Annotated in this window: 19 protein-coding genes and 1 riboswitch; of the genes, 6 read left to right on the forward strand and 13 right to left on the reverse strand. The window is 41.3% G+C overall.

Translation table 11 applies throughout. The annotated features are described in order from the left end of the window. Positions 1-457: 457 nt before the first annotated feature. The 3 genes from H4J61_RS03740 to folE2 all read right to left on the reverse strand — a co-directional run bounded on the left by H4J61_RS03740 (position 458) and on the right by folE2 (position 8,006). The gene (locus H4J61_RS03740; RefSeq protein WP_182136703.1) at positions 458-1,906 is read right to left on the reverse strand and encodes an FAD-dependent oxidoreductase; all 1,449 of its coding nucleotides are present in this window, start codon (positions 1,904-1,906) and stop codon (positions 458-460) included. 27 nt (positions 1,907-1,933) lie between these two features. Next, positions 1,934-6,394 (reverse strand): glutamate synthase large subunit, encoded by a 4,461-nt coding sequence (gene gltB / locus H4J61_RS03745; protein WP_182183806.1) that lies wholly within the window; start codon positions 6,392-6,394, stop codon positions 1,934-1,936. 685 nt (positions 6,395-7,079) lie between these two features. Beyond that, positions 7,080-8,006 carry a GTP cyclohydrolase FolE2 gene (gene folE2, locus H4J61_RS03750; RefSeq protein WP_182136701.1) on the reverse strand — a complete coding sequence of 309 codons (927 nt, stop codon included), beginning with the start codon at positions 8,004-8,006 and terminating at the stop codon, positions 7,080-7,082. Between the two features lie 379 nt (positions 8,007-8,385). On the opposite strand from folE2, the gene H4J61_RS03755 reads away from it, so the two are divergent. Then, on the forward strand, positions 8,386-8,733 hold the full coding sequence (locus tag H4J61_RS03755; protein WP_182183808.1) for an Hpt domain-containing protein: 348 nt from the start codon (positions 8,386-8,388) through the stop codon (positions 8,731-8,733). 68 nt (positions 8,734-8,801) lie between these two features. Here H4J61_RS03755 and arcA read toward each other — a convergent pair whose 3' ends face one another. The 3 genes from arcA to H4J61_RS03770 form a co-directional block, all read right to left on the reverse strand. After that, positions 8,802-9,503 carry a two-component system response regulator ArcA gene (gene arcA, locus H4J61_RS03760; RefSeq protein WP_182136729.1) on the reverse strand — a complete coding sequence of 234 codons (702 nt, stop codon included), beginning with the start codon at positions 9,501-9,503 and terminating at the stop codon, positions 8,802-8,804. 385 nt (positions 9,504-9,888) lie between these two features. Continuing rightward, positions 9,889-11,505, reverse strand: a complete 1,617-nt coding sequence (locus H4J61_RS03765) for a sensor histidine kinase (protein WP_182183811.1) — start codon at positions 11,503-11,505, stop codon at positions 9,889-9,891. A 79-nt stretch (positions 11,506-11,584) separates the two neighbouring features. Next, positions 11,585-12,634, reverse strand: coding sequence for a methyltransferase (locus tag H4J61_RS03770; protein ID WP_182183813.1), 1,050 nt, complete (start codon positions 12,632-12,634; stop codon positions 11,585-11,587). 481 nt (positions 12,635-13,115) lie between these two features. Beyond that, positions 13,116-13,351, forward strand: a riboswitch (Lysine riboswitch). 80 nt (positions 13,352-13,431) lie between these two features. Here H4J61_RS03770 and dapA point away from each other — a divergent pair. Genes dapA through H4J61_RS03790 form a run of 4 tightly spaced genes read left to right on the forward strand, consistent with a single transcriptional unit; the run spans position 13,432 to position 17,648 of the window. Continuing rightward, positions 13,432-14,442, forward strand: a complete 1,011-nt coding sequence (dapA, locus tag H4J61_RS03775; RefSeq protein ID WP_182183816.1) for a 4-hydroxy-tetrahydrodipicolinate synthase — start codon at positions 13,432-13,434, stop codon at positions 14,440-14,442. Next, complete coding sequence (locus tag H4J61_RS03780; RefSeq protein WP_182183818.1) at positions 14,439-15,188, forward strand: 2,3,4,5-tetrahydropyridine-2,6-dicarboxylate N-succinyltransferase; 750 nt, start codon at positions 14,439-14,441, stop codon at positions 15,186-15,188. Before dapA ends, H4J61_RS03780 begins: the two co-directional genes overlap by 4 nt. A 9-nt stretch (positions 15,189-15,197) precedes the next feature. Then, a complete protein-coding gene (locus H4J61_RS03785; RefSeq protein WP_404852057.1) occupies positions 15,198-16,460 on the forward strand; it encodes a PLP-dependent decarboxylase in 1,263 nt (420 codons plus the stop codon). Positions 16,461-16,499: 39 nt separating this feature from the next. Further along, positions 16,500-17,648: a succinylglutamate desuccinylase/aspartoacylase family protein gene (locus H4J61_RS03790; RefSeq protein ID WP_182183820.1), complete on the forward strand. Its 1,149-nt coding sequence runs from the start codon at positions 16,500-16,502 to the stop codon at positions 17,646-17,648. A 135-nt stretch (positions 17,649-17,783) separates the two neighbouring features. On the opposite strand, the gene yjgA is transcribed toward H4J61_RS03790, so the two are convergent. Next, positions 17,784-18,317, reverse strand: coding sequence for a ribosome biogenesis factor YjgA (gene yjgA / locus H4J61_RS03795; protein ID WP_259363080.1), 534 nt, complete (start codon positions 18,315-18,317; stop codon positions 17,784-17,786). Between the two features lie 93 nt (positions 18,318-18,410). Here yjgA and pmbA point away from each other — a divergent pair, with 93 nt between their 5' ends. Next, positions 18,411-19,766 (forward strand): metalloprotease PmbA, encoded by a 1,356-nt coding sequence (gene pmbA / locus H4J61_RS03800; protein ID WP_182183822.1) that lies wholly within the window; start codon positions 18,411-18,413, stop codon positions 19,764-19,766. Between the two features lie 112 nt (positions 19,767-19,878). Here pmbA and mgtE read toward each other — a convergent pair whose 3' ends face one another. The 6 genes from mgtE to H4J61_RS03830 form a co-directional block, all read right to left on the reverse strand. Continuing rightward, complete coding sequence (gene mgtE / locus H4J61_RS03805) at positions 19,879-21,240, reverse strand: magnesium transporter (RefSeq protein ID WP_182183823.1); 1,362 nt, start codon at positions 21,238-21,240, stop codon at positions 19,879-19,881. 514 nt (positions 21,241-21,754) lie between these two features. Next, positions 21,755-22,033: an HPr family phosphocarrier protein gene (locus tag H4J61_RS03810; RefSeq protein ID WP_182183825.1), complete on the reverse strand. Its 279-nt coding sequence runs from the start codon at positions 22,031-22,033 to the stop codon at positions 21,755-21,757. 5 nt (positions 22,034-22,038) lie between these two features. After that, positions 22,039-22,893, reverse strand: coding sequence for an RNase adapter RapZ (gene rapZ / locus H4J61_RS03815; RefSeq protein ID WP_182136691.1), 855 nt, complete (start codon positions 22,891-22,893; stop codon positions 22,039-22,041). 6 nt (positions 22,894-22,899) lie between these two features. Then, on the reverse strand, positions 22,900-23,358 hold the full coding sequence (gene ptsN, locus H4J61_RS03820) for a PTS IIA-like nitrogen regulatory protein PtsN (protein WP_182136690.1): 459 nt from the start codon (positions 23,356-23,358) through the stop codon (positions 22,900-22,902). Positions 23,359-23,387: 29 nt separating this feature from the next. After that, entirely contained in the window at positions 23,388-23,675 is a 288-nt protein-coding gene (hpf, locus tag H4J61_RS03825; protein WP_146879615.1) for a ribosome hibernation promoting factor, read from the reverse strand. A 36-nt stretch (positions 23,676-23,711) separates the two neighbouring features. Continuing rightward, positions 23,712-25,217, reverse strand: a complete 1,506-nt coding sequence (locus H4J61_RS03830) for an RNA polymerase factor sigma-54 (RefSeq protein WP_182136689.1) — start codon at positions 25,215-25,217, stop codon at positions 23,712-23,714. Between the last annotated feature and the right edge of the window lie 33 nt (positions 25,218-25,250).

Raw genomic sequence — 25,250 nt, forward strand, 5'->3', positions numbered from 1 at the left:
ATTTTTACTGGTTAAAATAACCCACTACTGCGTTATTTATTTAATAATTAGAACAACTAGTTATTAAAATAAATGCCTTATATTTGGCCATTTTTCCTGCGTATAAAGTAGACCACCTAATTAATAAAATTGGTATAATGAGACTTTTTCTGCGCAATAAATACGGCAGAATAAAAAGCTCGTTGTGTAGTCTGAGTCTGCTGGGTTTGATAACAAAAAAACGCTCGTCATTTGAGCGTAATTATAGCGTTCAAATTTTTATTAAAAGATAAGTCGTAAGTTTGACGTTATGGTTATTATGCGTCGAGGTGCTTGCTGATAAATTTCACTTTAAAATACCGCCAGGCGATATTTTAAAGTGATTTATGTCAAACAAATTCAGCTTAGTTACGTCAGCAACATATTAGTCTGATTGTTGTTAGCCCGTTTGTTATTAGGCTGATTGTTTTAGGCAATACTATGCTTCTTTTTCTTGGGCGGTTAACACAAAATCTAGTACGCCCATGGCGGCTTTTCGGCCTTGATCGATAGCGGTGACGACAAGATCTGAGCCTAGCACCATATCACCACCAGCAAAGATATTTTCCTTAGTGGTTTGCAATGCAAAACTGCTATTATCGGTTGCAATGACTCGTCCTTTTGCATCAACTTCAACACCCGCATCTTTCATCCATTGTGGTGGGCTTGGCATAAAACCAAAAGCAATAACCACGGCATCAGCAGGCATGATGAACTCAGAGTCGGCAATAACTTCAGGGTTTCTTCGCCCCTTAACATCTGGCGCACCAAGTTGTGTTTTGATAAATTTAACGCCGCAAGCATTACCGTTATCATCAGTTGCAATATCAATTGGTTGAATATTAAACTGAAAATCTACGCCTTCTTCTTTGGCATTTTTTACTTCACGTGGTGAGCCTGGCATATTAGCTTCGTCACGACGATAGGCACAAGTTACCTCGCTTGCGCCTTGGCGAATTGAACTACGGACACAATCCATCGCGGTATCACCACCGCCAAGAACAAGTACTTTTTTAGCTGAAAAGTTCACATAAGGTTTGGCGTTAACGTTGCCATCCTCTTGAGAAAGTTTCATTAATTTTTGTGTGTTCGCAGTTAAAAAATCTAGTGCCTTGTATACACCTGGCGCCGTTTCATGTTCAAAACCACCTGTCATGTCAGTGTAGGTACCAAGGGCTAAAAACACCGCGTCAAATTCATCACTGATATCATTAAAGCTGATATCGACACCGACATTGATATTTAAACGAAACTCAATACCCATACCTTCAAGAATTTCTCGGCGGGTTTGAATAACTTCTTTTTCTAATTTAAAGGCCGGAATACCAAAAGTGAGTAAGCCACCAATTTGCTGATGTTTGTCAAAAACAACCGCTTGAACACCGTTTCTAGTTAAGACATCAGCACAAGCTATGCCAGCAGGACCAGCGCCAATAATAGCCACACGCTTACCGGTCGCTACGACTTGAGATAAATCAGGTTTCCAACCTTGAGCTATAGCGGTATCGGTAATGTATTTTTCAATATTACCAATAGTCACGGCGCCAAATTCATCATTGAGCGTACAGGCTGACTCACAAAGTCTGTCTTGTGGGCAAACACGACCACACATTTCAGGCAAACTGTTGGTTTCATGACAAAGGTCTGCAGCCTCCATAATTTTGCCATCGGTCACTAACTCTAACCATTGCGGGATATAATTGTGCACAGGACACTTCCATTCACAATAAGGGTTACCGCAATCTAAGCAGCGATCCGCTTGGCCGGCACTTTGTTCGTTACTCATGGGTTGATAAATTTCTACAAAATTTATTTTACGCTCTGCTATCGCTTTTTTAGGCGGTTCGATGCGTTTAACATCGATAAATTGATAAATATTTTTACTCATGAAATAGCTGCTCCACGCGTGTACTCATTATTGTGCTTGAACACGAAGTTCTGCAGATGAACGGCTACGATGTCCCAATAGGGTTTTTACATCAACGGCCTTTGGCTTAACCAGCTTAAATAGCGGTGCGTAAGTGGCAAAATGAGTTAAAATTTCTTCTGCTCTTAAACTGCCGGTTTCATCTAAGTGTTGGTTGATAATGCCACGTAGATGTTCTTGGTGAATATTAAGCTCATCTATCGCTAACATTTCAATTGATTCATTATTCAGGCGTATGGCTAGGTCGTCTTGCTCATCTAAAACATAAGCGAAGCCGCCAGTCATACCGGCACCAAAATTAACGCCCACTTGACCTAAAACCGTCACTATGCCGCCGGTCATATATTCACAGCCATGATCACCGGTACCTTCAATAACGGCATGACAGCCGGAATTTCGCACCGCAAAACGCTCACCTGCACGGCCACAACCGTATAGCTTACCGCCGGTTGCTCCGTATAAACAGGTATTGCCCATAATCATAGTTTTATGACTTAAATATTCCACGCCTTTGGGCGGCTTGATGGTTAATTTTCCGCCGGCCATACCTTTACCGACATAATCGTTGGCATCACCTGTTAGGGTCATTTCTAAGCCGCCAGCATTCCAGACACCAAAGCTTTGACCGGCAGTGCCATTGAAAAATATTTTAATCGGGTCAGTTGCCATACCTTGGTCACCATGTTTAGAGGCAATTTCACCGGATAATGAAGCACCGACAGAACGATCGGTGTTTTGAATCGTTAAACGATATTCGCCGCCACTACTGTGGGCAATCGCATGTGAGGCAAGCGTGAGTAAACGCTGATTTAACACGCCTTTGTCAAAGGGTTCATTGCTAGCCGTTTGATATAAGGTGGTATCATCACCGGCGACAACCGGGGCAATAATGGGACGTAAATCTAGTTTTTGTTGCTTGGCGGTAATACCGGCCAAGGGCACGAATAAATCGGTACGACCAATAATAGCGGTTAAGCTTTCAACGCCTAAACTGGCTAAAATTTCACGCACATCTTGCGCAATAAATTTAAAATAATTCATCACTTGCTCAGGTAAACCTTTAAAGAATTGTTCTCGTAGCACTTCATCTTGTGTTGCTACACCCGTGGCACAATTATTTAAATGACAAATACGCAGAAACTTACAGCCTAAAGTCACCATAGGCGCGGTGCCAAAACCGAAGCTTTCGGCACCTAAAATAGCGGCTTTAACAATATCCAAGCCAGTTTTTAGACCACCATCAACTTGTAAACGCACTTTGTGGCGTAAACCGTTTGTGACCAGTGATTGGTGCGCTTCAGCTAAGCCAAGCTCCCACGGGCAACCGGCATATTTAACCGAAGTTAATGGGCTGGCACCTGTGCCGCCGTCATTACCAGAAATAGTAATAAAGTCAGCAAAGGCTTTGGCAACACCTGAGGCGATAGTGCCAACACCTGGACCTGAAACCAGTTTTACGGAAATAATCGCTTTGGGATTGACTTGCTTTAAGTCAAAAATCAGTTGGGCGAGATCTTCAATCGAATAAATATCGTGATGTGGCGGCGGTGATATTAAGGTGACTCCAGGCACTGAAAAACGCAACTTTGCAATTAACGGCGTAACTTTATCACCGGGCAATTGGCCACCTTCACCTGGTTTTGCACCTTGGGCCACTTTGATTTGCAGCACATCAGCATTCACCAGATAATACGGTGTAACGCCAAAGCGCCCAGAGGCAATTTGCTTAATACGCGAGTTTTTGACTGTGCCGTAGCGACGTTCGTCTTCACCGCCTTCACCAGAATTTGAGAAGCCACCTAGGCGATTCATCGCAATCGCTAGCGCTTCATGTGCTTCAGGACTTAAGGCACCAATTGACATAGCGGCACTATCAAAGCGTTTAAACAGTTCAGACTCTGCTTCAACTTCGGAGATATCAATGGCGGTTTGATCGTCTTTTAGGGCTAATAAATCACGTAATGCTGCGGGTGGACGTTGGTTAACGTGGTCAGCAAATATTCTGTAATCACTATAGTTGCCGCTGCGTACCGCCGCTTGTAGCGTGCTCACTACATCAGGATTATAGGCATGGTATTCACCGCCGTGGACATATTTTAGTAAACCGCCATGACTCATTTTTTGATGTGGCATAAAGGCTTTGCGAGCTAGGTTTATATTGTCTTGTTCAATGTCGGTAAAGTCAGCGCCCTGAATACGGCTAGGTAAATCAGGGAAGCAAAGTGCCATAATCTTACTATTAAGACCAATAACTTCAAATAGTCCGGCACAACGGTAGCTGGCAATGGTAGAAATACCCATTTTTGATAATATCTTTAATAGGCCTTTATTAATGCCTTCACGGTAATTTACGATGGCTTCGCGAGCCGTGAGGTTAAGTTGCTTTTGTTCAACCAGTTGTTCGATAGTCTCATAAGCTAAGAAAGGGTAAATCGCCGTTGCCCCTAAGCCAAGCAGCACGGCAAATTGATGTGAGTCACGCACTGAAGCGGTTTCGACAATAATGTTGGAATCACAACGTAATTGCTTATCAACTAAACGTTTTTGCACTGCACCCACCGCCATTGCGGCAGGAATGGGCAACATACCTTTATGTATATGGCGATCTGATAACACTAAGATTACGGTGTTTTTATCTCTGACTAATGTTTCAGCTTCATCACACAAGCGAATGATAGCGGCTTCTAAACCCTCGGCTTGATCATAGTTTAAGGTTAAGGTGTCTGAGCGGTAATGTTCAGGGTCTAGCTCGCGTAATTGTTTTAAGCCGGTATACATTAATACCGGTGTCGCAAATAGAATACGGTCGGCATGGCCAGTAGTTTCATTAAAAACATTATGCTCACGGCCAATACAAGTGCCTAACGACATCACATAGCGTTCACGCAAGGGGTCAATGGGTGGATTAGTGACCTGAGCAAATTGTTGGCGGAAATAATCATAAAGCGAGCGCGACTGACTCGATAATACTGCCATTGGGGTGTCATCGCCCATCGAGCCAGTAGCTTCTTGACCATTATCAGCTAATGCTTTGACGACCTGATGTATTTCTTCGTAGCTGTAGTTAAACATTTTATGATATTGAGCGATTTCTTGATCACTAAATATCCGTTGACCAATCAAGTTCGCTGCTAATGTATCAAAAGGGACTAAGCGACGAATGTTATTGTCTAACCATTGACGATAGGGATGGCGAACTTTTAGCTCATTGTCAATTGCATTAGAGTTGAAAATTTTCCCTGTATAGGTATCAATGGCTAACATTTCGCCCGGGCCTACGCGGCCTTTTTCAACCACTTCATCTTCGCCGTAATCCCAAATACCGACTTCAGAAGCTAAGGTAATAAAACCATCACGAGTAATAACATATCGTGCAGGTCGTAAACCATTACGGTCTAAATTACAGGCTACATGCCGGCCATTGGTGACCACAACACCTGCGGGTCCGTCCCAAGGCTCCATATGCATAGAGTTAAATTCATAAAAAGCTTTTAAATCATCATCCATTAACGGGTTGCTTTGCCAAGCAGGTGGCATTAATAATCGCATACCGCGGTAAAGATCCATGCCGCCCGCCATAAATAACTCAAGCATGTTGTCTAATGAAGAAGAGTCAGAGCCGCTTTCATTAACAAAGGGCGCTGCATCTTGTAAGTCGGGTAATAAGGGCGATCTAAAACCGTGGGTGCGCGCGCGACTCCATTGACGGTTACCTTTAATAGTATTAATTTCACCGTTGTGTGCTAAATAACGAAAAGGTTGTGCCAAGTGCCACTCGGGGGAAGTATTAGTAGAGAAGCGCTGATGAAATAGGCAAATAGCCGTTTGCATACGAATATCGGCGAGATCCAAATAAAAATTGGGTAAATCTACCGGCATCATTAAGCCTTTGTAAATGGTGACCAAGCACGACAAACTGGCGACATAGAAACGTTCATCACTGATGCGTTTTTCTGCCCGTCGTCGTGCCATATATAACCGGCGTTCAAGATCTCGGTTTCGCCAGCCTGATGGTGCATCAACAAAAACTTGTTCTATACCTGGTAAATTACCTTTGGCAATTTCACCTAAGGTGCTGGTATCGGTGGGGACGATTCTCCAGCCAACTAAGGTCAGGGTTTCACGTGCTAATTCTTCTTCTAGAATTTTTTTACTCGCGCTGGCTTTAATAGGATCTGGATTAAGAAAAATCATGCCTACCGCGTACTTTCGGCCTAATGGCCAGTTATTTTCTTCGGCAACTGCGCGGAAAAAACTGTCAGGCTTTTGCATTAATAAACCGCAACCGTCACCGGTTTTACCATCGGCAGCGATACCGCCACGATGTTGCATTCGGTCTAAGGCTTGAATGGCAGTCTTTACGAGCTTATGACTTGTTTCGCCATGCTGATGGGCAATAAGCCCAAAGCCACAATTGTCTTTTTGATATGAATGGTCGTAAAGTTGCATTATTTTCTCCTAAATAAAGACCTCGGCAATTCGGTTGGGTGAGAATAGAATAAAATTATACTTTAAGTGCATAAATAATCCCGAATTCGTCGCGAAGGACTTGTCACATTAAACATTTAAAATTAAAACGTCAATCTGAATAGAGTAAATGCTCGTTATTATTTTACATCCTTATTTTCAGATAAAAGCAGGTAGCCTGATATTTAGGTTTTTTTCATCATATTTGGTAGTTTATGCACGGTGTTTAGCTAATAATATTATTATCACCTTATTTTTTGTAATTTTATTACATTCTAATTTTTTAAGACGTTAATATTTGTCGTGTTTTGTATGCACTATTTATTCAGCGTTATCATTAGCGCTGAGTATTTTAGTCATGGTTGTAGCCGTTATTATAAACACTGGTTAGTAGGCGGGGGTGATAAGCACTTGGGCATTGAGAATTAATAGCGCCCTAATAGCAAGTTTACTAATTTTCTGATCATTTCTACTGGTTAAAACAAGCCACTGCAGCGTTATCTTTACTTATACTTCAATTCGGCTATAGCCAGTCTAGTGTTCAATTAGAAAACGCTTGTTGCTTTTATAGCGGCAGAAACAAAAATCCCTAGCCATTTTAAAAATAACTAGGGATGATTGATTTAAAGCTTAATTGGTTGGGTTAAGCTTAAAGCTAAACTTTAAGTTAAGCTTTATAGCCATCGACAATACCTTTAGTCGTCACACTCACGGCGTCATGGGCATGTAACGATTCTAAATGATTAATACGTAGCCAAAAATCATCAAATTGCTCAGAGGCATTCATGGTGTGTTGTAAACGACGAGCCGCATCTTCACAAAACATTAAGTTTTGACCATTTAAACGGGCAAATTCTTGTTCGTCTTCACGCTTTACTGCCGCTTGAACTGGGGTTTTTAGTGAATTTTCAATTAAGTCGACAAGATCTGTAATGGGAAATTCAGTGGTTGAGCGATTAAGTTTAACTTTAAGTTCAGCAACAGAGCGTTGGCTATGTGGCGTGGCCATAATACCTTCGGTAGTACCAAGCCATTCATGTACGTCGGTTAAATCCACATCTGCTTGGCCAATAAATTTTTCTTTAAAAGCTTGCTGAATAAGCTGACGAGCCAAGGCTGCAGAACAAGGGCAAGTTGAAGAGTAACGCACGTCAACAGAAAGCTCGATATCCAACGTACCTTTATTTAAGCGCCCAGTAATAGTCACGGGATAGGCTTTCCAGCCTTGTTTACCACTAATCAGTGATTTGCGGCGCAGATGATAGTCAAAACTAAACTTAACTTGGGCATTATCGCTTAGCTCTTGGTGACTACTGATAAAGCCGTCTAATAAGGTCACTAAACTCTGATGGTTTAAAACATTTGAGTTTGATAATTCATCAAGGAGCAGATATAAACGCGACATATGTATGCCTTTCGCTTGTGGCTCTTTAAGGTTAACAAACGCATCTACGTAGGCTGAAACCATACGTTCTGATTGGCCTTTTGAGGCAACCATGATAGGCATTTCTATATTACTCATGCCGACCCAATCCAAAGTCCCCTCAGTTTGTGCTGTGGTGTGATTTGCTATATCAGGCATTAATGTTGGCATTTTGACTCCGCTGTTCGCTGTGCACTAGGTAAAGGGTTATCTATGGTAACTTCAGTAGCTAGTAAAATTATAAGTAGCATTACTGTCGTAAAAATAATGACAGTCTCCACAAGTAGGTAACAATAAGTAGTTAACAAAGTGGAAGATAATGCATTGGTCCGGAAAAAGGCGGCTATTTTGAACGAAATACCCCCTAAAAGCAATGTTTGTCATAGCTATGTTGATATTGTTCTAGTATATGGTAGTTGTATTTAATATCTGTTATAAACAGGGGATGTATAAGTAATAACTTCAGGTTAAAATGTTGTTTGCTATCATATAAATAACATTAAAATTTTAATTCGACGTAGTGAAAAGCTGGCGTCACTAAGGAGGCTTCATGGTAACAACTCGGCACATAGATTTAATCTTGATTAATGGCTATTTAGAAGCGTTAGACCTAGCGGTGATTGAACAAATGTTGGATTTATATATTCAGCAGTCTGCATTGTATTTAACGGCGATTAATCATGCCATTGTTAATGCGGATCAAAAGGCATGGCAGGAGCAATGCCATAAAATGAAAGGGGCTGCAGCCAGTACAGGTTTAAGTCAAGTACACCAGAAACTTATCTTGATAGAAAAATCGGCTGAAGATAGTGAAACAAAGACTCAGCACTTGCAAGCACTGAGTTTGTTAAACCAACAAGCCATTACTGCTTTTCAACAGTGGTTGTCTGAGCAATAGCCTGAGAAGTCACTATATTAGCAGGTTAATATTAGCAGATTAATCATTTTACCCTGCTAATAGCGCTATTAATCTAGTTGGCCAATAAATCGATAACCTTCACCATGAATAGTGTTGATCAACTCTGGTGAACTTTCTACGGACTCAAAATGTTTACGTAAGCGACGAATGGTCACATCAACTGTTCGATCATTAATACGTAAGTCGCGACCGGTCATTTCTTTGATCAATTGCTGACGGGTAACAATTTGTCCGGCATTAGCGATAAGTAGACGTAGCGCGCGGTATTCACCACGAGGAATTGATATTTCTCGATTATCTGGTGTGGTCATTTTTCGTGCATTACCATCCAGAGACCACTGATTAAAGCTAATAAGTGCATCGTTTTTTTCTACATTGCTAGGTAACATGCGGCTGAGTATATTGCGCGCACGAATCGTTAGTTCACGTGGATTAAACGGTTTAGTTAGATAATCGTCAGCGCCAATTTCTAGCCCAAGAATTTTGTCAATGTCACTGTCGCGACCGGTCAGAAAAATTAAGCCTAAGTCGTTCTGGCGGGTTAATTCTCGTGCAAGTAATAGTCCATTTTTGCCCGGTAAATTAATATCCATAATAATTAAATTTATTATGCTGTTGGTTAGCGCGCTTTCCATGCTATCACCATCTATTGCTTCGGAGACCTGATAGCCTTCAGCTTCAAATAAATTTCTTAAATTAAAGCGGGTGACGTCTTCGTCTTCTACGATTAATATATGAGGTTTTTGCATGTTCATTGTCCAGTTCCGTGAGGTTTGATTTTTTCAAATTTTAATTTTATTTGTATTAATACGTGTTTATTCCTGACCATGCAATTATAGACTATTTGATGGCTAATAAATAATCGGCACATGGTATAGAAGCGACCGTTAAAAAACAATCAATAGCAGGCTAATTACTGCTTTTTATCACTTTAAAATAATGGTGACGTAAGATTATGCTAAGTGCTAGCGAATAAATGTTCATTTAACGGGTTTAAAGCCCTAAATCGTTAACAACTTAACAACTTAACAACTTAACAACTTAACTACATTGTCAATAACTTAACTATAAACTATATTGTCAACAAGTTAACTATAAACCCTATTGAAATTTAACCAAAAGCGAATTAATTGGCTACTTATTTATAGGAAAGTTAATTTCTATGCTAACGCCATGCGCTAATTCGCTGCTCAGTACTATTGAGCCACCAAGTGCTTGAGTCACTAAATTATAAACTAAATGCATGCCTAAACCACTACCCCCTTCACCACGCTTTGTGGTGGTAAACGGTTCAAAGACCTTATGTTTTATTGATTCAGCAACGCCAATACCATCATCTTTATAGAGGATGTTAAGTTGGTTGCTCAGTGACATAACTGTGATTGAAATGCGGCCCTCATCTTTACCTTCAAAACCGTGAATAATGGAGTTCATGATCAAATTAATAAGAATTTGATTAATCGGCCCTGGTTTACTATTAATGGTTAAATCATTAGGGCAATCAATATCAATAATGTAGGGTAACACATTCAGTTGTGGTTTGAGATTGAGTAAAACTTCGTTTAAAAGCTGCTTAACGTCGACAGTACGTAGGTCTTCACTTGATTGGTCTACGGCGACTTTTTTAAAGCTGGATATTAAGTCAGCGGCACGTTTTAGATTACGATAGATAATGGCGACATTTTCACAACTGTCATGCAAAAACTTTTTTAATTGGCTCGATTTTAGGGTTTTATTATCAAAAGCTTGTTTAATTTCATCTAATCTATCGGCTAATAATGTTGAGGCCGTAACCCCTAAGCCTATCGGCGTGTTGACTTCATGTGCAACGCCGGCAACCATATCTCCCAGTGAGGCCATTTTTTCGCTTTCAACCAATTGGCTTTGAAATTGATGGAGTTTCTCTAACGTAGAGAGTAACTCTTGGTTAGATTCTTTCAGGGCGTCGGTACGTTTGTTAATTTTATTTTCTAATGCTTGTGAGTGCTCAAGACTCTGCTGCCCCTGAGCATTTAATTGTGTGATGTGTTTATCTATGCGAGCAAATAACATATTAATATTAAGGGCTAAAATGTCAGCTTCACGATATGGCATAGTGTCGCATTGTTGTTGAAAGTTTTTTTGTCGAGCGGCAACTTGTACTGTGTTAATCAAAGAAGAGAATGGCGCACTGATATTGCGCTCAAGTTTGAGCGCAATAAAAATGGCGATAATAAATACTATAAAAACAATGATAATGCTGATGATTAATAATTTATCAGTTATCTGTGTGAGGTACTCGCTACTGCTTTGCAAATAAATATAACCGATAATTTTTTCTTTAACTTTAATGGCTTGCATATACTCAAGGTGTTTTTCTTTGAACCTTGGTGTTAATAAATTTTTAACGTCATGCGATTTTTGCGCAATGCTAGCCCGCTGTTCATTACGTTTGTAACTGTAAAAAAAAGTCAGTTTATCAGTGTCGCTATTGAATTTATAAAGGTGTAAGTAATTTAAATTAGGAATGTGCTGGGGTAATGAAAAATTATCTTTTAGTGCTAATCGTTCTGAGTTAACTAAATAGGGCAGACTTTCATCGGCCAAAACAGTGGCCCAATGCTTTATTTGACTAGTGGCACTGAGCTGATAACTGTTGTTAAATTGTTGGGTAATGATTGAGAGACTCAATAGTGATAATAATGTGATGGCACTGATGACGGTGCTCAAGCAAATACGACGAAGAGACCAAATAGGTTTGATTGTTGACATACAGTATTAAACTCAATTAATGGTGGCTATAAAGTGCTTGTAGAAAATATTATGGCTTTGAACAATCACACATTTTTCGTTACTTTTTCCCATTAAGATAACACTGATAAACCGCAAAACCTTTTTTAATCGCTAAGGTTTTTGTTTTACCCAGTGCTTTTTCCATGATGGGTAAGTATTTCAAAAAACTATTAGCGACAATGGTAATGCAGGCTTTGCTGGTTAAGTTTTGCTTTATCTCGGTTAAAAATTGTTCGGTAGCGCCATAATGCGTTTTTACGCCCTGATGAAATGGTGGGTTGGAAATGACAAAATCATAGCGTTCTTGAACAGTAGATAAGCTATCTGAGGCAATATATTGCCCGCTTAACTGGTTTAAAGACAGTGTTGTTTGCGCTGAATGCAAGGCTAACGCACTGACATCAACCAAGGTTAATGTTGTTTTTGGGTGAACTGTGCCGATATAAGCGGCAATAACCCCTGCACCACAACCAAAATCTAACACTTTACCTGAAATAACCTCAGGTAAGTGCGCTAATAAAACTTCTGTACCCGTGTCTAGTGCATTTTGGCTAAATACACCTGGCAAAGCGGCAATTTTTAGTACTTTATCTTGTACCTGCATTGGGTAGTATTTATAAAATTTTTGTAGTTCAAAGCGAGGTAATGAGGGTTTTAATTTGCCAATGTACATTAAGCAATGTCTTGCCGCGTCAACATTTTGGCAATATTCTAGGTAATCAATACCGAGTTTTTCGGCTGACTTTACCCCCGCTTTATTTTCCCCAACAATGACTATGGCGGCATCGTCTGTCATTGACTCAGCGAGCATAGCTAAGGTAAAACTAAATTCAGCCTTACTTTTTGGAAAATGAATGATCGCCATATCATGTTTAGTTTTGGCGATATACTCGACGCAAAAATGTGCGTCTACACGGCTGTTTTTCAATTGCTGACAAGTTTTATATTCAGCATAATTAGTGTGGTAACTATCAATATGAGCAGCGCTATGCTGACTTAAGTAATGGTTAATAAAACCATCGTCTGCGATATTAACCAAAAGAGGTCTGGTTGCGGCTAGTGCCTCAATATTGCGGTTTAATAATTGGTTAATGTTACTTATTGCCATGAAAATACCTGTAATTAAGCTAACTATTATTTATGGGGGTTATTTATGGGTGCTATTTATTGACGATATTTATGGGTCAAGTTATCTACAAATATCGGCGTTACTTTAAAGAAAACTTATCATAATGACAGGGCGAACTGAGCGAGTATTCATTAATACCGCCATAGTGAATGTGTCATAGTGCTGCGTAGTCTACGCGAATTTAATTATCTCGCCATCTTTAGTCCACAGGGAGTGAGCTATTTTGACCCAGTTCAACTTATCGGGCGTAGCTTATTTTAGTGATGGGCACTCTAGTTATTGAGGACAAAATCGTATTTACTGATTATAAAAAGAAATAAAAGCAGTAAAATCAAACTATTAAATTTAAATGATGGCATACGTCTAGCCGTCTATTGACTGTGCTTATATTTAAATGTTTTAATATTGTTGTCCCTTATTCCAGTGTGATTAATCGTAAAAGATTAATCACCGTCAATAAAGGGCCAGAAGAGGAGCGTTAACCAGGTAGTTATTGTGAAGAGATCAAACTCTAGTGAGCAATAATGAGGGGGTTTAACGCCGAGGTAACTGCCTTGTTGATAAGGTAATTGCCGGTTGTTAAGACTTAGTTGTTAATATATAACCATTAAGTTTTATAGCCATCGGATACGTTCGATGGCTACTAGGTTGAATCCTTGCAACTGTCACCTAACTAGGTGGAGAGCTTCTGGCCTTTGTAAAGGCCAAATTTCATCCTAGAAATTTTGTCTGTACAAGCGCCTAAAAGTTCTCCGAACGACAAGAGTTCGAGAGCAATGAATCAAACAAAACCGATAGAAAATCACCTGATAACAGACCGACCTTTGGTTTGGACCGCACTGATCACGCCATTATTTGATGATGACGGCATTGACTATGTTAGTTTGCGTAAGCTAGTACTGCAACAAAATGCGGCCCACAATGGCATTTTATTACTGGGCAGCACGGGCGAGGGTTTAGCGTTAACCGCGCAAGAGCATTTAAGTATAGTGCAATATGTTTGTGCGATGACGTTACAAGTGCCAATAATGGTTGCTGTTGGTGGCTATAATCTTAACGAGCAACTGGCCTGGATAGCTAAATGCAATAAATTGCCGATAAAGGCTTATTTACTTACTAGCCCTATTTACGCCAAACCGGGGCCCGTAGGTCAAACCGCTTGGTTTAAAAGTTTACTCGATGCCGCAAACGTCCCTTGTATGCTTTATAACGTGCCTTCACGCAGCAGTGTTGAAATTTCCTTTTCGGCCTTACAACAATTACAAAACCATAAAAACTGTTGGGCACTGAAAGAAGCCAGTGGCGATCTTAATAAACTGCTGGCCTATAGAGAGCATTGCCCTAACCTGGACTTGTATAGTGGTGAAGACGCCATGATGCCATACCTTGCGAGTGCCAATGTTAAAGGTTTGGTGTCGGTTTGCGCTAACGTTTGGCCAGAAGCCACTCGGCAATATGTTGCTATGGCCTTAGCTCATCAACATGAAGGAATTTTTCCGCTTTGGCATAAAGCGATATCAGCATTATTTCAAGTGTCTAGTCCGATACCGGTAAAAGTGTTAATGGCTGAGCTGAACACTATTAGCTCTGCAAAACTTCGTCTACCCTTATGCCAAGCAGAGCTTTCAGCGCAACACGGTTTACTCGACATCCATCAACAAATTCAGCAATGGTTAGCGAGTAACAGCAGCAACCCTCTAGCTCAGCATCACACGACTGATGACATTTTAAGTGCACAAACCCCTCACCCTTTAGATTTAACTAACTTACGAGCAATAAAATCATGACTTGGCAACAAACATTAACAGACTTAGAAACCGGTAAAGTTCGTGCAGCAGAACAAAATAGCGATGGCACTTGGCAAGTCAATACCGTAGTTAAACAAGCCATTTTAGCGGCATTTAAAGCCGGAGAAAATACTGAGTTCGATGGTATTTATCGTGGCTTTGTGGATAAGCATAACTTACCTGCACGCGAGTTCACCGTTGCTGATAAGGTCAGAATGGTGCCGGGTGGTTCATCGGTTCGTTGTGGTGCCTATGTGGCGCCAGGTGTAATTATTATGCCACCGGCCTATATTAATGTTGGCGCTTTTGTTGATAGCGGCACTATGATTGACAGCCATGCTTTGATTGGCTCATGCGCACAAATAGGCAAAAATGTTCACGTTTCTGCCGCAGTACAAATTGGTGGTGTGCTTGAGCCGATTGGTGCTAGTCCGGTGATTATTGAAGATAACGCCTTTTTAAGTGCTGGCGTGATTATTGTCGAAGGCATTGTAGTGAAAAAAGGTGCGGTTTTAGCCCCAGGCGTATCTTTGTCGGCCTCGGTAGCTGTTTATGACTGTGTCAATAATGTGATACTGGAAAAAGGTGCTGATATTCCTGAAAACGCGGTTGTGGTGCCAGGTACACGACCGGTTGCGGGTGACTGGGCTCAGCAGCAAGGACTTAATATGGCTTGCGCATTAATTGTTAAATACCGAGATGCAAAAAGTAATGCCGCTTTAGAACTTGAATCTGTACTGCGTTAGGATCAAAAAATGACTGCCATGTTAAATTCGACAGCTAGGCCAAACTGGCTTAGACCTGAGGTACTTGCACCGCTAGCACAGCACAGTGAAGCACTTAAAAACAGTGTGGAAGCTGAGCAAGACGAAGACGGTTTTTTTCTTTACGATTTAGACTACCTTGAGCAACACTTGTCGGTGTTGATGCAACAAGAGGTGATTAAACTCTGGTTTGCTGTTAAGGCTAATCCCTTGTCGCGCGTAATAAGCACCTTAGCTCAGCAAGGTTTTAATTTTGATGTGGCGAGTCAAGGCGAACTAACGCAAGTATTAGCACAAAATGTGCAAGCCGATCGCATTCTCAATACCGGTCCGGCCAAATCAAAGCGACAAATGAAAGCCTTTTTAAGCCAAGGCGTGCGCACTTTTGTCGTGGAGAGTTTGAACCAGTTGCAATGGCTTAATGAAGCAGCAATAGAATTGGCTTGCCAACCACAAGTATTATTAAGAGTACAATTACAGTGGCAAGAAGGTGAGAAAAATCCTTTAGGGGGTAATGAAGTGACGCCTTTTGGTTTATCTTGCCAAGAGTGGCAAACCATAAAAGTTAGTCACTTTCCGGCGTTAAATATTAATGGCTTGCATATTTTCCAATGGGGAAATATGCTCAGCAATGCTCGGATGTTTGAGCTTTGGTCACAAATGGTTACGCCATTGTTATCGCTAGCAGAACAATTGGGCATGAGGTTAGAAGTCTTAGATTTAGGCGGTGGCCTAGGTGTCGATTACCTGCAAACAGGGCAAGGCCTAAGCTGGAAACAAATTGTTGCTGACTTAGCCAAAATAAAAGCACAGGCAGGTGTTAGCGAACTCTGGTTAGAGCTAGGTCGTTTTGCCGTTGCTGACATGGGTTATTACGTGACTTCGGTTGTTGACCGTAAACAAAACTTTCAGCAGCAACAATTAGTACTTGCCGGTGGCATTAATCATTTAATTCGCCCGGCAATTACTGAACAGCCCTTTCCTGTCGCCATGCTTAGAGAGTCAGCAGCAAGCCTTTGTTATTTTGATCTACATGGCCCGCTTTGTACCAGTTTAGATAAATTGGGTACCTTGGCAATAGCCAGTGATGTTGAAGTGGGTGACCAATTAATTTTTGGCTTAGCCGGCGCTTATGGCTTTACTGAAAGTATGCCGTTTTTTCTTTGTCATCAAATTGCCGCTGAATATGTTTTACAGCAAGGCAAAATTGAGCAAGTACGTGCAGCAGAGCCTGCAACTTGGTATTTACGTTAACCTAGTCAATAAAGTCGTTCGATTGGTAAGAGATTATTTATGAATTTAATCAGTAAAGAAGTGATGCATGTCGGTGAAATGGCCAGTGGTGCTGCGCTTACCGTGCCGGTTTATCGTATTAAGGGTAAACAGCAGGGGCCTGATGTTTATATCCAGGCTAATATGCATGGCGCAGAAGTGCAGGGCAATGCGGTTATTTTTCAGTTGTTAGAGCAATTAAAAACCCTTGAATTAAATGGCAGTATTACGCTCGTGCCTTATGCCAACCCTGTCGCTTGTAATCATAAAAACGGGGAATATACCTTAGGACGATTTGATCCCATTACCGGCGTTAATTGGAACCGGATGTTTCATTTTGATGCCGATATTATTGCGCCGTTTGCACAAGCGCATTTAACCGCGACTAGCGCTGAAATTGAGCGCGCGTTTAAAGCGTTAATGCTGGAGCAAATAACCGCAAAGTTAAATCATAATATTTATGGCCTGACGACAGGGCAACGTATTGCCTTTCAACTGCAACGCCTAGCACATCAAGCTGATATTGTTTTAGATCTGCACACTGGGCCGATTTCTAGTAAGCACTTATATTGTCCTGAATATGCCATAGCCAGTGCAAAGTACTTTGATATTCCACATACTTTATTGATCCCTAACGACTTTGGCGGTGCATTAGATGAAGCCACTTTCTGTCCTTGGTGGCAGTTACAGCAGACCTTTGCTGCCCTTGGCCGTGACTTCCCTATAACTAAAACTGAGGCTAATCAAGGCCAAGATGTTATTATTAAAGAGAGTTTTACTGTTGAGCTGGGCTCACAAGAGCAGATTGATTTAGAGGTTGCCCGTGAAGATGCTTTAGGTATTTTAAGTTATCTGCAGTATCAAGGTGTGATCAATAGCCAAGATTACCAGCCGAAAACCATGACGCGTTATAGCTGTATGTTAGCCGATTACAAGGCACTATATTCCCCCATGGGCGGCATGGTGGATTACTTAGCTCAATTTGGTCAGCCTTTAGCGGCAGGAGAGCCCTTAGCGCGTATTTTACGTATGGATAATTATGGTGATGGCGACCCATTACACTATATAACCTTGGATCATAGTGTCATACCTATTTTGCATTTTGCATCGGCGAGTGTCAATCAAGGTACTGAACTCTATAAAGTATTTAGTAAGTTTAGTATTTTATAATTGTGCGTTTTAACAAGAAAAAGCGCCTTGATTTAGCTTTAAATCAAGGCGCTTTTTTTGTACCCTTATAAGGGCTATTTTTTTTAATAGCGATTTAAACCCTAGCTACTTAAGCCTTAGGTACTTAAACCTTACTTACTTAAAAACTACGTGTTCTTTTAAGTAAGTAAACAAGTCACGGTAATGTTTGCCGATTTTTTCAGCACCGTGCTCTTTTTTCGCCTGACGGACTAATTGTCTCAGCTTTTGCCTTTCCATGCTGTCGCATTCGGCTAACAAGGCTTCAATGGTGTCATTACCGTCTGCTATCAGGTCGTCACGCAATTTTTCGAGCTTTTCAAATTTGACCGACTCTTGCTGATGTTTATTGGCCATAACGTCCATTGCCTGCTTAATCGGCTCAAGATCCATTTCAGACAGTATTTTCGCGACATGACGCACATGACGACGCATAGCTTCATGCTTATTGGTGATTTTATCTGCTAGCAGCATAGCGGCTTTCAGTTCATCAGTCAGCGGTAGCTTGCTGCGTTGATGCTTCGACATTTTGACTATGATCAGGCCAAAGTCTTGCAGTCGATGCATTTCTCGTTTTATTTCTGATTTACTCAGTAATTCTTCTTCTAATTCATCGATATCGTTGGCAGAGTGGGGCATAATGTTAAGCAATAAAGTGATAATTACCTATAGTATACAACAAAGCAGTATCAGCAAAAACATTCCTGTTGCATGTATCGATAAAATGTGAGAAATAATTTACCTATGAGCGATTCAGATAGTATTCAAATGCAAATAGAACATGTGAAAAAACGTGTTAATGACGCCATGACAATGGCTAAATCACTCGGAGCCGATGGTGCTGAAGTTGCGATGAGTCGCCAACAAGGTCTTAGCGTGAGTACCCGTTTAGGCGAGGTTGAAAATGTTGAATTTACCAGTGATGGTGGGCTTGGCATTACCGTTTACAAAGACGGTCGTAAAGGTAGTGCTTCTACGGCTGATTTATCTGAAAAAGCTTTAAAACAAGCCATAGAAGCCGCGGTCAATATTGCTAAATATACCTCTGTTGATGAATGCTCAGGTATGGCAGATAAAGATTTATTGTCGATGACGCCTGAAGATTTAGATTTATATCACCCGAAAGCGTTAACCACAGAGCAAGCGATTAGTTTAGCAAAAGCCTGTGAAGACACCGCGCTTGGCTATGATAAACGTATTACTAATTCAGACGGCGCCACCTTAGAGAGCTTTGAAGGTTTTAAAGTTTACGGCAATAGTCAGGGGCAGCTAGTGGGCTATCCGAGTACGCGCCATAATTTAAGTTGTGTGATGATTGCCAAAGAAGGTGAAGACATGCAGCGCGACTATGCTTATACCGTGAGTCGTGAATTTGACGCGATGGAAAGTGCAGCCACCATAGGGCAACAAGCGGCTAAAGAAACATTATCACGCTTAGGTGCTCGTCAGTTAGCGACCGCTAAAGTACCTGTGATGTTTCGAGCTGATGTGGCTAATAGCCTATTTGGCCATTTTATTGCCGCGATTAGTGGCGGTAATTTGTATCGACAATCTTCTTTTTTGATGGACGCCATTGGCCAACAAGTTTTTCCTGAATTTTTAAGTATTAGTGAACGCCCTCATTTGAAAAAGGCCTTGGCAAGTAGTGCTTTTGACGCCGAAGGTGTCGCTACCCTAGATCGTGAAATTATTACGGATGGCAGTTTAGCCACTTACCTGTTAACTAGCTATTCAGCGCGTAAGTTAGGCATGAAATCAACCGGTCATGCCGGTGGTATTCACAATTGGCAACTCGGCATGAAAGACGCAGGCCAGGGCGGTGATTTTGATGCAATGTTAAAAACGTTAGGCACGGGTTTGTTAGTAACCGAGTTGATGGGGCAAGGCGTGAATGTAGTGACCGGTGACTATTCTCGTGGCGCAGCAGGCTTTTGGGTAGAAAATGGCGAAATAGCTTATCCAGTGGATGAAATTACCATTGCAGGTAAATTACAGGATATGTTTGCTGGCATTGTCGCTATTGGTAACGATACCGACATGCGAGGCAGTATTCGCACCGGTTCTATTATTGTTAACCAGATGCAAGTAGCGGGCAGTTAAAAATAATAGAAGTTTGAAGTTAAAAGCTGTCAGCTGTCAGAAAAAACAAGTGAACGGTAACTAGTTTCAGTTGTTTACTGACAGCTTTAAACTGAAAGCTTATCGCTATGGTTTATTTTCCTAGCAGCAAGGTCGCTGTGCCTAAGAAGGCAAATATACCCACGACATCAGTAACCGTTGTCAAAATAACACTACCGGCTAAGGCGGGATCTATATTCATTTTTTTCAACATTAATGGCACGGTAACACCGGCAATGCCAGCCGCCGTCATATTCATTAACATGGCAAAGGCAATGATGGCGCCCAGCATTAAGTTTTGCTGCCAAATCGCCACAACTGAAGCGATTAACACCGCCCAAATTAGGCCATTAAAAAAACCAATGGCCAATTCTTTATAGAGTAAAATTCGCGAGTTACTTTCACCAACATGGCCTAAGGCCATAGCGCGAATGACTAAGGTTAAAGTTTGGTTGCCGGCGACGCCGCCCATGCTAGGCACTAAAGAGTTTAACACCGCCAAAATAGCCAGTTGATTTAAAATGCCTTCAAACATGCTCGACACTGCGACAGCCATAAGAGCGGTGATTAAGTTCACGCCTAACCAAATAGAACGGCGTTGGGTACTTTTCAAGACCGGAGCAAAGGTGTCAGCCTCGTCATCTAGACCCGCCATACTCATCATAGAATGCTCGGCTTCCTCACGAATAATATCAATAACATCATCTATGGTAATACGACCCAGTAGTCGTGCTTCGTGATCGACAACAGGGGCAGAAAACCAATCGTAGCGCTCAAATAGCTGCGCGACATCCTTTTCATTCATATCGGCGGTAATGGCTTGAATATCTTTATTGATGAGGTCTGAGATAATGGTTTCTGCTTTGGCAGTAACAATAGCGGATAAAGACACTGAACCAAGGAAATGATCGGCTCTGTCAACGACATAAAAAGAGTCGGTTGCTTCAGGTAATTCACCGCGAAGTCGTAAATAACGTAGCACCACATCTACCGTAACATCAGGACGAATAGAGATGGTATCGGTATTCATGATACCGCCGGCCGTGTCTTCCTCAAATGAAAGTGCAGCTACAACACGATGGCGATCTTGCCAGTCCATCGCGTTAAGCACTTCCTGATAAACTGTGTCAGGCAGTGTTCTGAAAACTTCAGCTAAATCATCAACATCCATTCCCTCTGCAACGGCAGCTAGTTTTTCTGGATGAATATTTTTCAGAATGCCTTTTCGAACTTCTTCGTTTAACTCTTCGAGTACATCACCGTGGTGATCGGCATCAATAAGCTGCCAAAGTGCGACACGGCTTTTGCTTGGCGATGACTCTAATAATAAAGCGAGATCGTAAGCGGGCATGTCTTGCAATAGCTTGCGAACATGGACAAACATACCACTATCGAGGGCATCATTAACCTGCTGAAGGCGCTGATGATTGTATTCTTGTTTAGAACCTTCCGGCATATATTCACCTTTTGCCGTTGTAAAACGAAAACTGAAAATTATTAGGGATTGTTGAACTTACTTTAGTGCAGTTTGTTTAGTAGGTAGGCTCAGCAAACACATGATGTGTGGCTGGCTACATAGACGTATGAGCACGCCATAGCCCTTGCAAACTAACACTATTATCTTTGGGTTTATCTAACACCACTGAAGCGAGTTCAATGTTAACCCAGCAAGTTAAACAGATCCTATTATGAGAGATAACTATTAAGGTTTTGTTATAGCAAATAAATAAACATAAGCGCCGATAGATTTGGACGGTAGTGCGACTCAGGAGACAAAGTTGAAAACGGGTATGCTTGAGTTATTTCGCTTGTTCTAAAGGCTTTAATGTAGCGCTAAATTGGCTAGTATATTATTTTAATTACTAGGGTTCGTTAATAATTATCCGCGTAGAGTTTACCGTAATCTAGCCATTTTAGCAGCTTTTTTATTGACTTAAGCACGTGCTTAGCAAGGAAAAAGCGCTCTGTTACTATTCGGCTTCATGAAATTTGTTACTAAAGAGTTGGCAAATTTCTGCTAAGGCTTGTTCAGCATCTTTGCCAGAGGCAATAACCTTGACGGTTTTACCTTGGGCGCCTGCCAGCAGCATTAGGCCCATAATACTATTCGCGTCTGCTCGGTTTTCGTCTAATTCAATAATGACTTTAGCGGTAAATTTTTGGCTTAATTGGGCAAGCTTAGAAGCCGCTCGGGCATGTAGCCCAAGTTTATTGATGATAAGTACATTACGGCTCGTCGGCTTGCTCATCTTAGCTATGTGCCTTCAACGGTTAAATCACGGTGGCGAGACTGCACATCTTTACGCTCTTTACGCATATTATTTGCCAGTAATTCGGCAATATAAACCGAACGATGCTTGCCACCCGTACAACCAATAGCAATGGTGATATAACTGCGATTATTACGTTCTAAGTGGGGTAACCAGGTCATCATAAAACTGTTAATTTGCCAAACAAATTTAGTCACAATGGGCTGGCTAGCAAGAAAGTCTTGTACCGGTTTGTCTAAACCTGTGTAGCCTTTTAGCTCTTTATCCCAAAATGGGTTAGGTAAAAAGCGTGCATCAAAAACATAATCAGCATCTTGTGGTACACCATGTTTAAAACCAAATGATTCAAACACAACCACCATTGAACCAGACGTTTTACCCAGAATTCGCTCTCTAACTAAGTCAGCGAGTTGGTGTGGTGTTAGTTGACTGGTATTGATGTATAAGTCTGCCCGACTGGAAATGGGCTCAAGTAATTTTTTCTCCAAGGCAATGGCTTGGTCTAGCGCAATATTTTGCTTGATCAACGGATGTAAACGTCGCGTTTCACTGAACCGGCGAATAAGGTCACTATCATCAGCATCTAAATACAGTATGCTCAATTCTACTGCATTGGGCAGGTATTCAATAATTTCGGGTACGTCGTTAGGATCGGCTGGCAGGTTACGAACATCGAGACTTACGGCAACATTTTCATAATCATTAATCACCGTATGGGTAAGTGCGGGTAACAAGTTGACAGGGATATTATCAACACAATAATAACCTAAATCCTCTAAAACACGCAGTGCAACACTTTTCCCTGAGCCTGAACGGCCACTTACAATAATTAATTTCATCCGTGTTTAACTCGCTTGTTGTATTAACTGAAACAGTTCTTGATTACTTTGGCATTTACGCACTTGCTTGCAAAATTGCTTGTTACGAAAAATTTTTGCGATACTTTGCAGCGTACTCAAGTGGCTCTGGCATTCTTCTTCAGGAACAAATAAGGCGATAAAAATATCAACGGGACGATGATCAACAGCGTCAAAATTAATCGCTTGTTCTGTGGTAATAACCACGGCAATAGGTTTCGTAGGCGTAGCATTTTCTAAACGGCCATGAGGTATAGCAATGCCATTACCTATGCCCGTTGAGCCCAATCTTTCACGCTTAACTAAACTTTCTAAAAGCTGAAAAGTATCATGGCTGTCGAGTTTATCGGCGGCCAAGCGACTTAAATATTCTAATATACGTTTTTTACTGGCACCCGGTGCTGCACAAATAGTGCAGTCCGGGGTTAAGATGTCTTGCAACTTCATAAACTTCTAAGACCTATAGCGAAATGGCGCTAATGTTTGTTGATTTTGCCTTTATATTTCAAGATTTGGCGATCTAGCTTGTCAATTAATGCATCAATCGATGCATACATGTCACTATGTTGTGCCTTAGCATGAACTTCAGTGCCACTTAAGTGCACCGTTGATTCGGCAATCTGATTCTGTTTTTCTACCGTTAATACTACATGTACATTATTGATATGATCAAAGTGACGCTCTAGTTTTTCAAACTTGCCATTGACATAATCACGTAATGAATCGGTAACATCGACATGGTGTCCAGTAAGATTAATTTGCATATATTTCAATCCTCTTTATTGGCTGAATAAAACTGCCTACAATAGGCTTTTACGTTGATTTGATGGCGGTATAGAAAGTGACTCTCGATATTTGGCAATGGTACGCCTTGCCACTTGTATACCTTGTTCTGCTAAAATATCTGCCATTTTACTGTCGCTGAGTGGTTTTGCAGGTACTTCGGCAGCCACTAGCTTTTTAATTAATTCACGAATAGCCGTTGATGAACATTCGCCGCCGTTTTCAGTACTTACGTGGCTAGAAAAAAAGTACTTAAGCTCAAAAATCCCTCTAGGTGTGTGCATATATTTTTGCGTGGTCACACGAGAAATGGTTGATTCATGCATATCTACGGCTTCGGCAATATCGTTCAATACCATAGGGCGCATTGACTCAGGTCCGTGTTCAAAAAAGCCTTGTTGGCGTTGCACAATACAATTTGAAACCTTTAAAAGTGTTTCGTTACGGCTTTCTAAGCTTTTAATAAACCATTTTGCTTCTTGCAAGTTAGAGCGAATAAATTGATTATCAGTAGATGACTTCATTGAACGAGACATAGCGGCGTATTGCTGATTAACCGATAGTTTAGGGGCAGTGTCAGGATTGAGCTCTACTGTCCAGCGGCCGTTTTTCTTTTCAACAGACACGTCTGGGATAACATATTGTTCTTCACTTTTGATGACGCTATCACCTGGACGGGGATCTAAGCTTTGTATTAGGCGAATAACTTCGCGTAATTGCTCTTCTTTCAAGCGTAATTTACGCATCAATTGACGATAATCGCGATTACCGAGCAAGTCAATATACTCGCTGACAGCGATTTTGCTTTCCGCTAACCAAGGGGTATCTTTAGCAAATTGATTGAGCTGAATACGCAAGCACTCTGGAATTGAACGGGCAGCAACACCAATGGGGTCAAATACGTTAATACGCTTTAACACCACTTCAATTTCATCAAGTTCTACACCATCAATACCGACACTCTCTAAGATCTCTTCGGCTGAAACGGTTAAATAACCTGCTTCATCTATGGCTTCAATAATGGCAATGGCAATGGTTCTATCAGTGTCAGTAAAGGGCGTTAGTTCCATTTGCCAAATTAGATGGTCTTGTAATGAGTCTTTCGTTTCACCTTGATAAGTATAATCTTCTGAGGCATGACCAACACCGCCACTACTAACACCAGCACTGAAGTTATCATCCCATGTGCTATCGCTGTTGAGTTCTTCGGGGATGTCTGTTTTTGCTAAACCTTCAGAGGAGCTAATTTCGTCTATCGAGGGAGTGGAGTCTTCGCTGCCATCAGAGGATGCTGCTGAGTTTTCGCCTACCGTTACCGAATATCCTGCTTCTAAATGGTCAGGGGTACTTTCTGAATTGTTATCGTGCGTTTCGTCAACTTCAAGCAAAGGATTACTTTCAAGTGCTTCTTGAATCTCTAGTTGAAGATCCAAAGTTGATAATTGCAACAGTTTGATCGCCTGCTGCAATTGCGGGGTCATCGTTAACTGTTGTCCGATACGGAGTTGCAGAGTAGGACGCATTTACGTTTTCTTTTCCCTATTCAAATTCATTAA

Source organism: Colwellia sp. MB3u-4 (genome assembly GCF_014077065.1).
In the GTDB taxonomy this organism is placed as follows: domain Bacteria; phylum Pseudomonadota; class Gammaproteobacteria; order Enterobacterales; family Alteromonadaceae; genus Cognaticolwellia.

What these genes read in the sequence shown, in the direction of transcription:
- H4J61_RS03765 (WP_182183811.1), bottom strand. Translation starts at nt 11,505, where the DNA reads ATGTCAACAATCAAACCTATTTGGTCTCTTCGTCGTATTTGCTTGAGC.
- arcA (WP_182136729.1), bottom strand. Translation starts at nt 9,503, where the DNA reads ATGCAAAAACCTCATATATTAATCGTAGAAGACGAAGACGTCACCCGC.
- H4J61_RS03810 (WP_182183825.1), bottom strand. Translation starts at nt 22,033, where the DNA reads ATGAGCAAGCCGACGAGCCGTAATGTACTTATCATCAATAAACTTGGG.
- rapZ (WP_182136691.1), bottom strand. Translation starts at nt 22,893, where the DNA reads ATGAAATTAATTATTGTAAGTGGCCGTTCAGGCTCAGGGAAAAGTGTT.
- H4J61_RS03790 (WP_182183820.1), top strand. Translation starts at nt 16,500, where the DNA reads ATGAATTTAATCAGTAAAGAAGTGATGCATGTCGGTGAAATGGCCAGT.
- ptsN (WP_182136690.1), bottom strand. Translation starts at nt 23,358, where the DNA reads ATGAAGTTGCAAGACATCTTAACCCCGGACTGCACTATTTGTGCAGCA.
- mgtE (WP_182183823.1), bottom strand. Translation starts at nt 21,240, where the DNA reads ATGCCGGAAGGTTCTAAACAAGAATACAATCATCAGCGCCTTCAGCAG.
- dapA (WP_182183816.1), top strand. Translation starts at nt 13,432, where the DNA reads ATGAATCAAACAAAACCGATAGAAAATCACCTGATAACAGACCGACCT.
- H4J61_RS03780 (WP_182183818.1), top strand. Translation starts at nt 14,439, where the DNA reads ATGACTTGGCAACAAACATTAACAGACTTAGAAACCGGTAAAGTTCGT.
- H4J61_RS03740 (WP_182136703.1), bottom strand. Translation starts at nt 1,906, where the DNA reads ATGAGTAAAAATATTTATCAATTTATCGATGTTAAACGCATCGAACCG.
- pmbA (WP_182183822.1), top strand. Translation starts at nt 18,411, where the DNA reads ATGAGCGATTCAGATAGTATTCAAATGCAAATAGAACATGTGAAAAAA.
- H4J61_RS03755 (WP_182183808.1), top strand. Translation starts at nt 8,386, where the DNA reads ATGGTAACAACTCGGCACATAGATTTAATCTTGATTAATGGCTATTTA.
- gltB (WP_182183806.1), bottom strand. Translation starts at nt 6,394, where the DNA reads ATGCAACTTTACGACCATTCATATCAAAAAGACAATTGTGGCTTTGGG.
- folE2 (WP_182136701.1), bottom strand. Translation starts at nt 8,006, where the DNA reads ATGCCAACATTAATGCCTGATATAGCAAATCACACCACAGCACAAACT.
- H4J61_RS03830 (WP_182136689.1), bottom strand. Translation starts at nt 25,217, where the DNA reads ATGCGTCCTACTCTGCAACTCCGTATCGGACAACAGTTAACGATGACC.
- H4J61_RS03770 (WP_182183813.1), bottom strand. Translation starts at nt 12,634, where the DNA reads ATGGCAATAAGTAACATTAACCAATTATTAAACCGCAATATTGAGGCA.
- H4J61_RS03785 (WP_404852057.1), top strand. Translation starts at nt 15,198, where the DNA reads ATGACTGCCATGTTAAATTCGACAGCTAGGCCAAACTGGCTTAGACCT.
- hpf (WP_146879615.1), bottom strand. Translation starts at nt 23,675, where the DNA reads ATGCAAATTAATCTTACTGGACACCATGTCGATGTTACCGATTCATTA.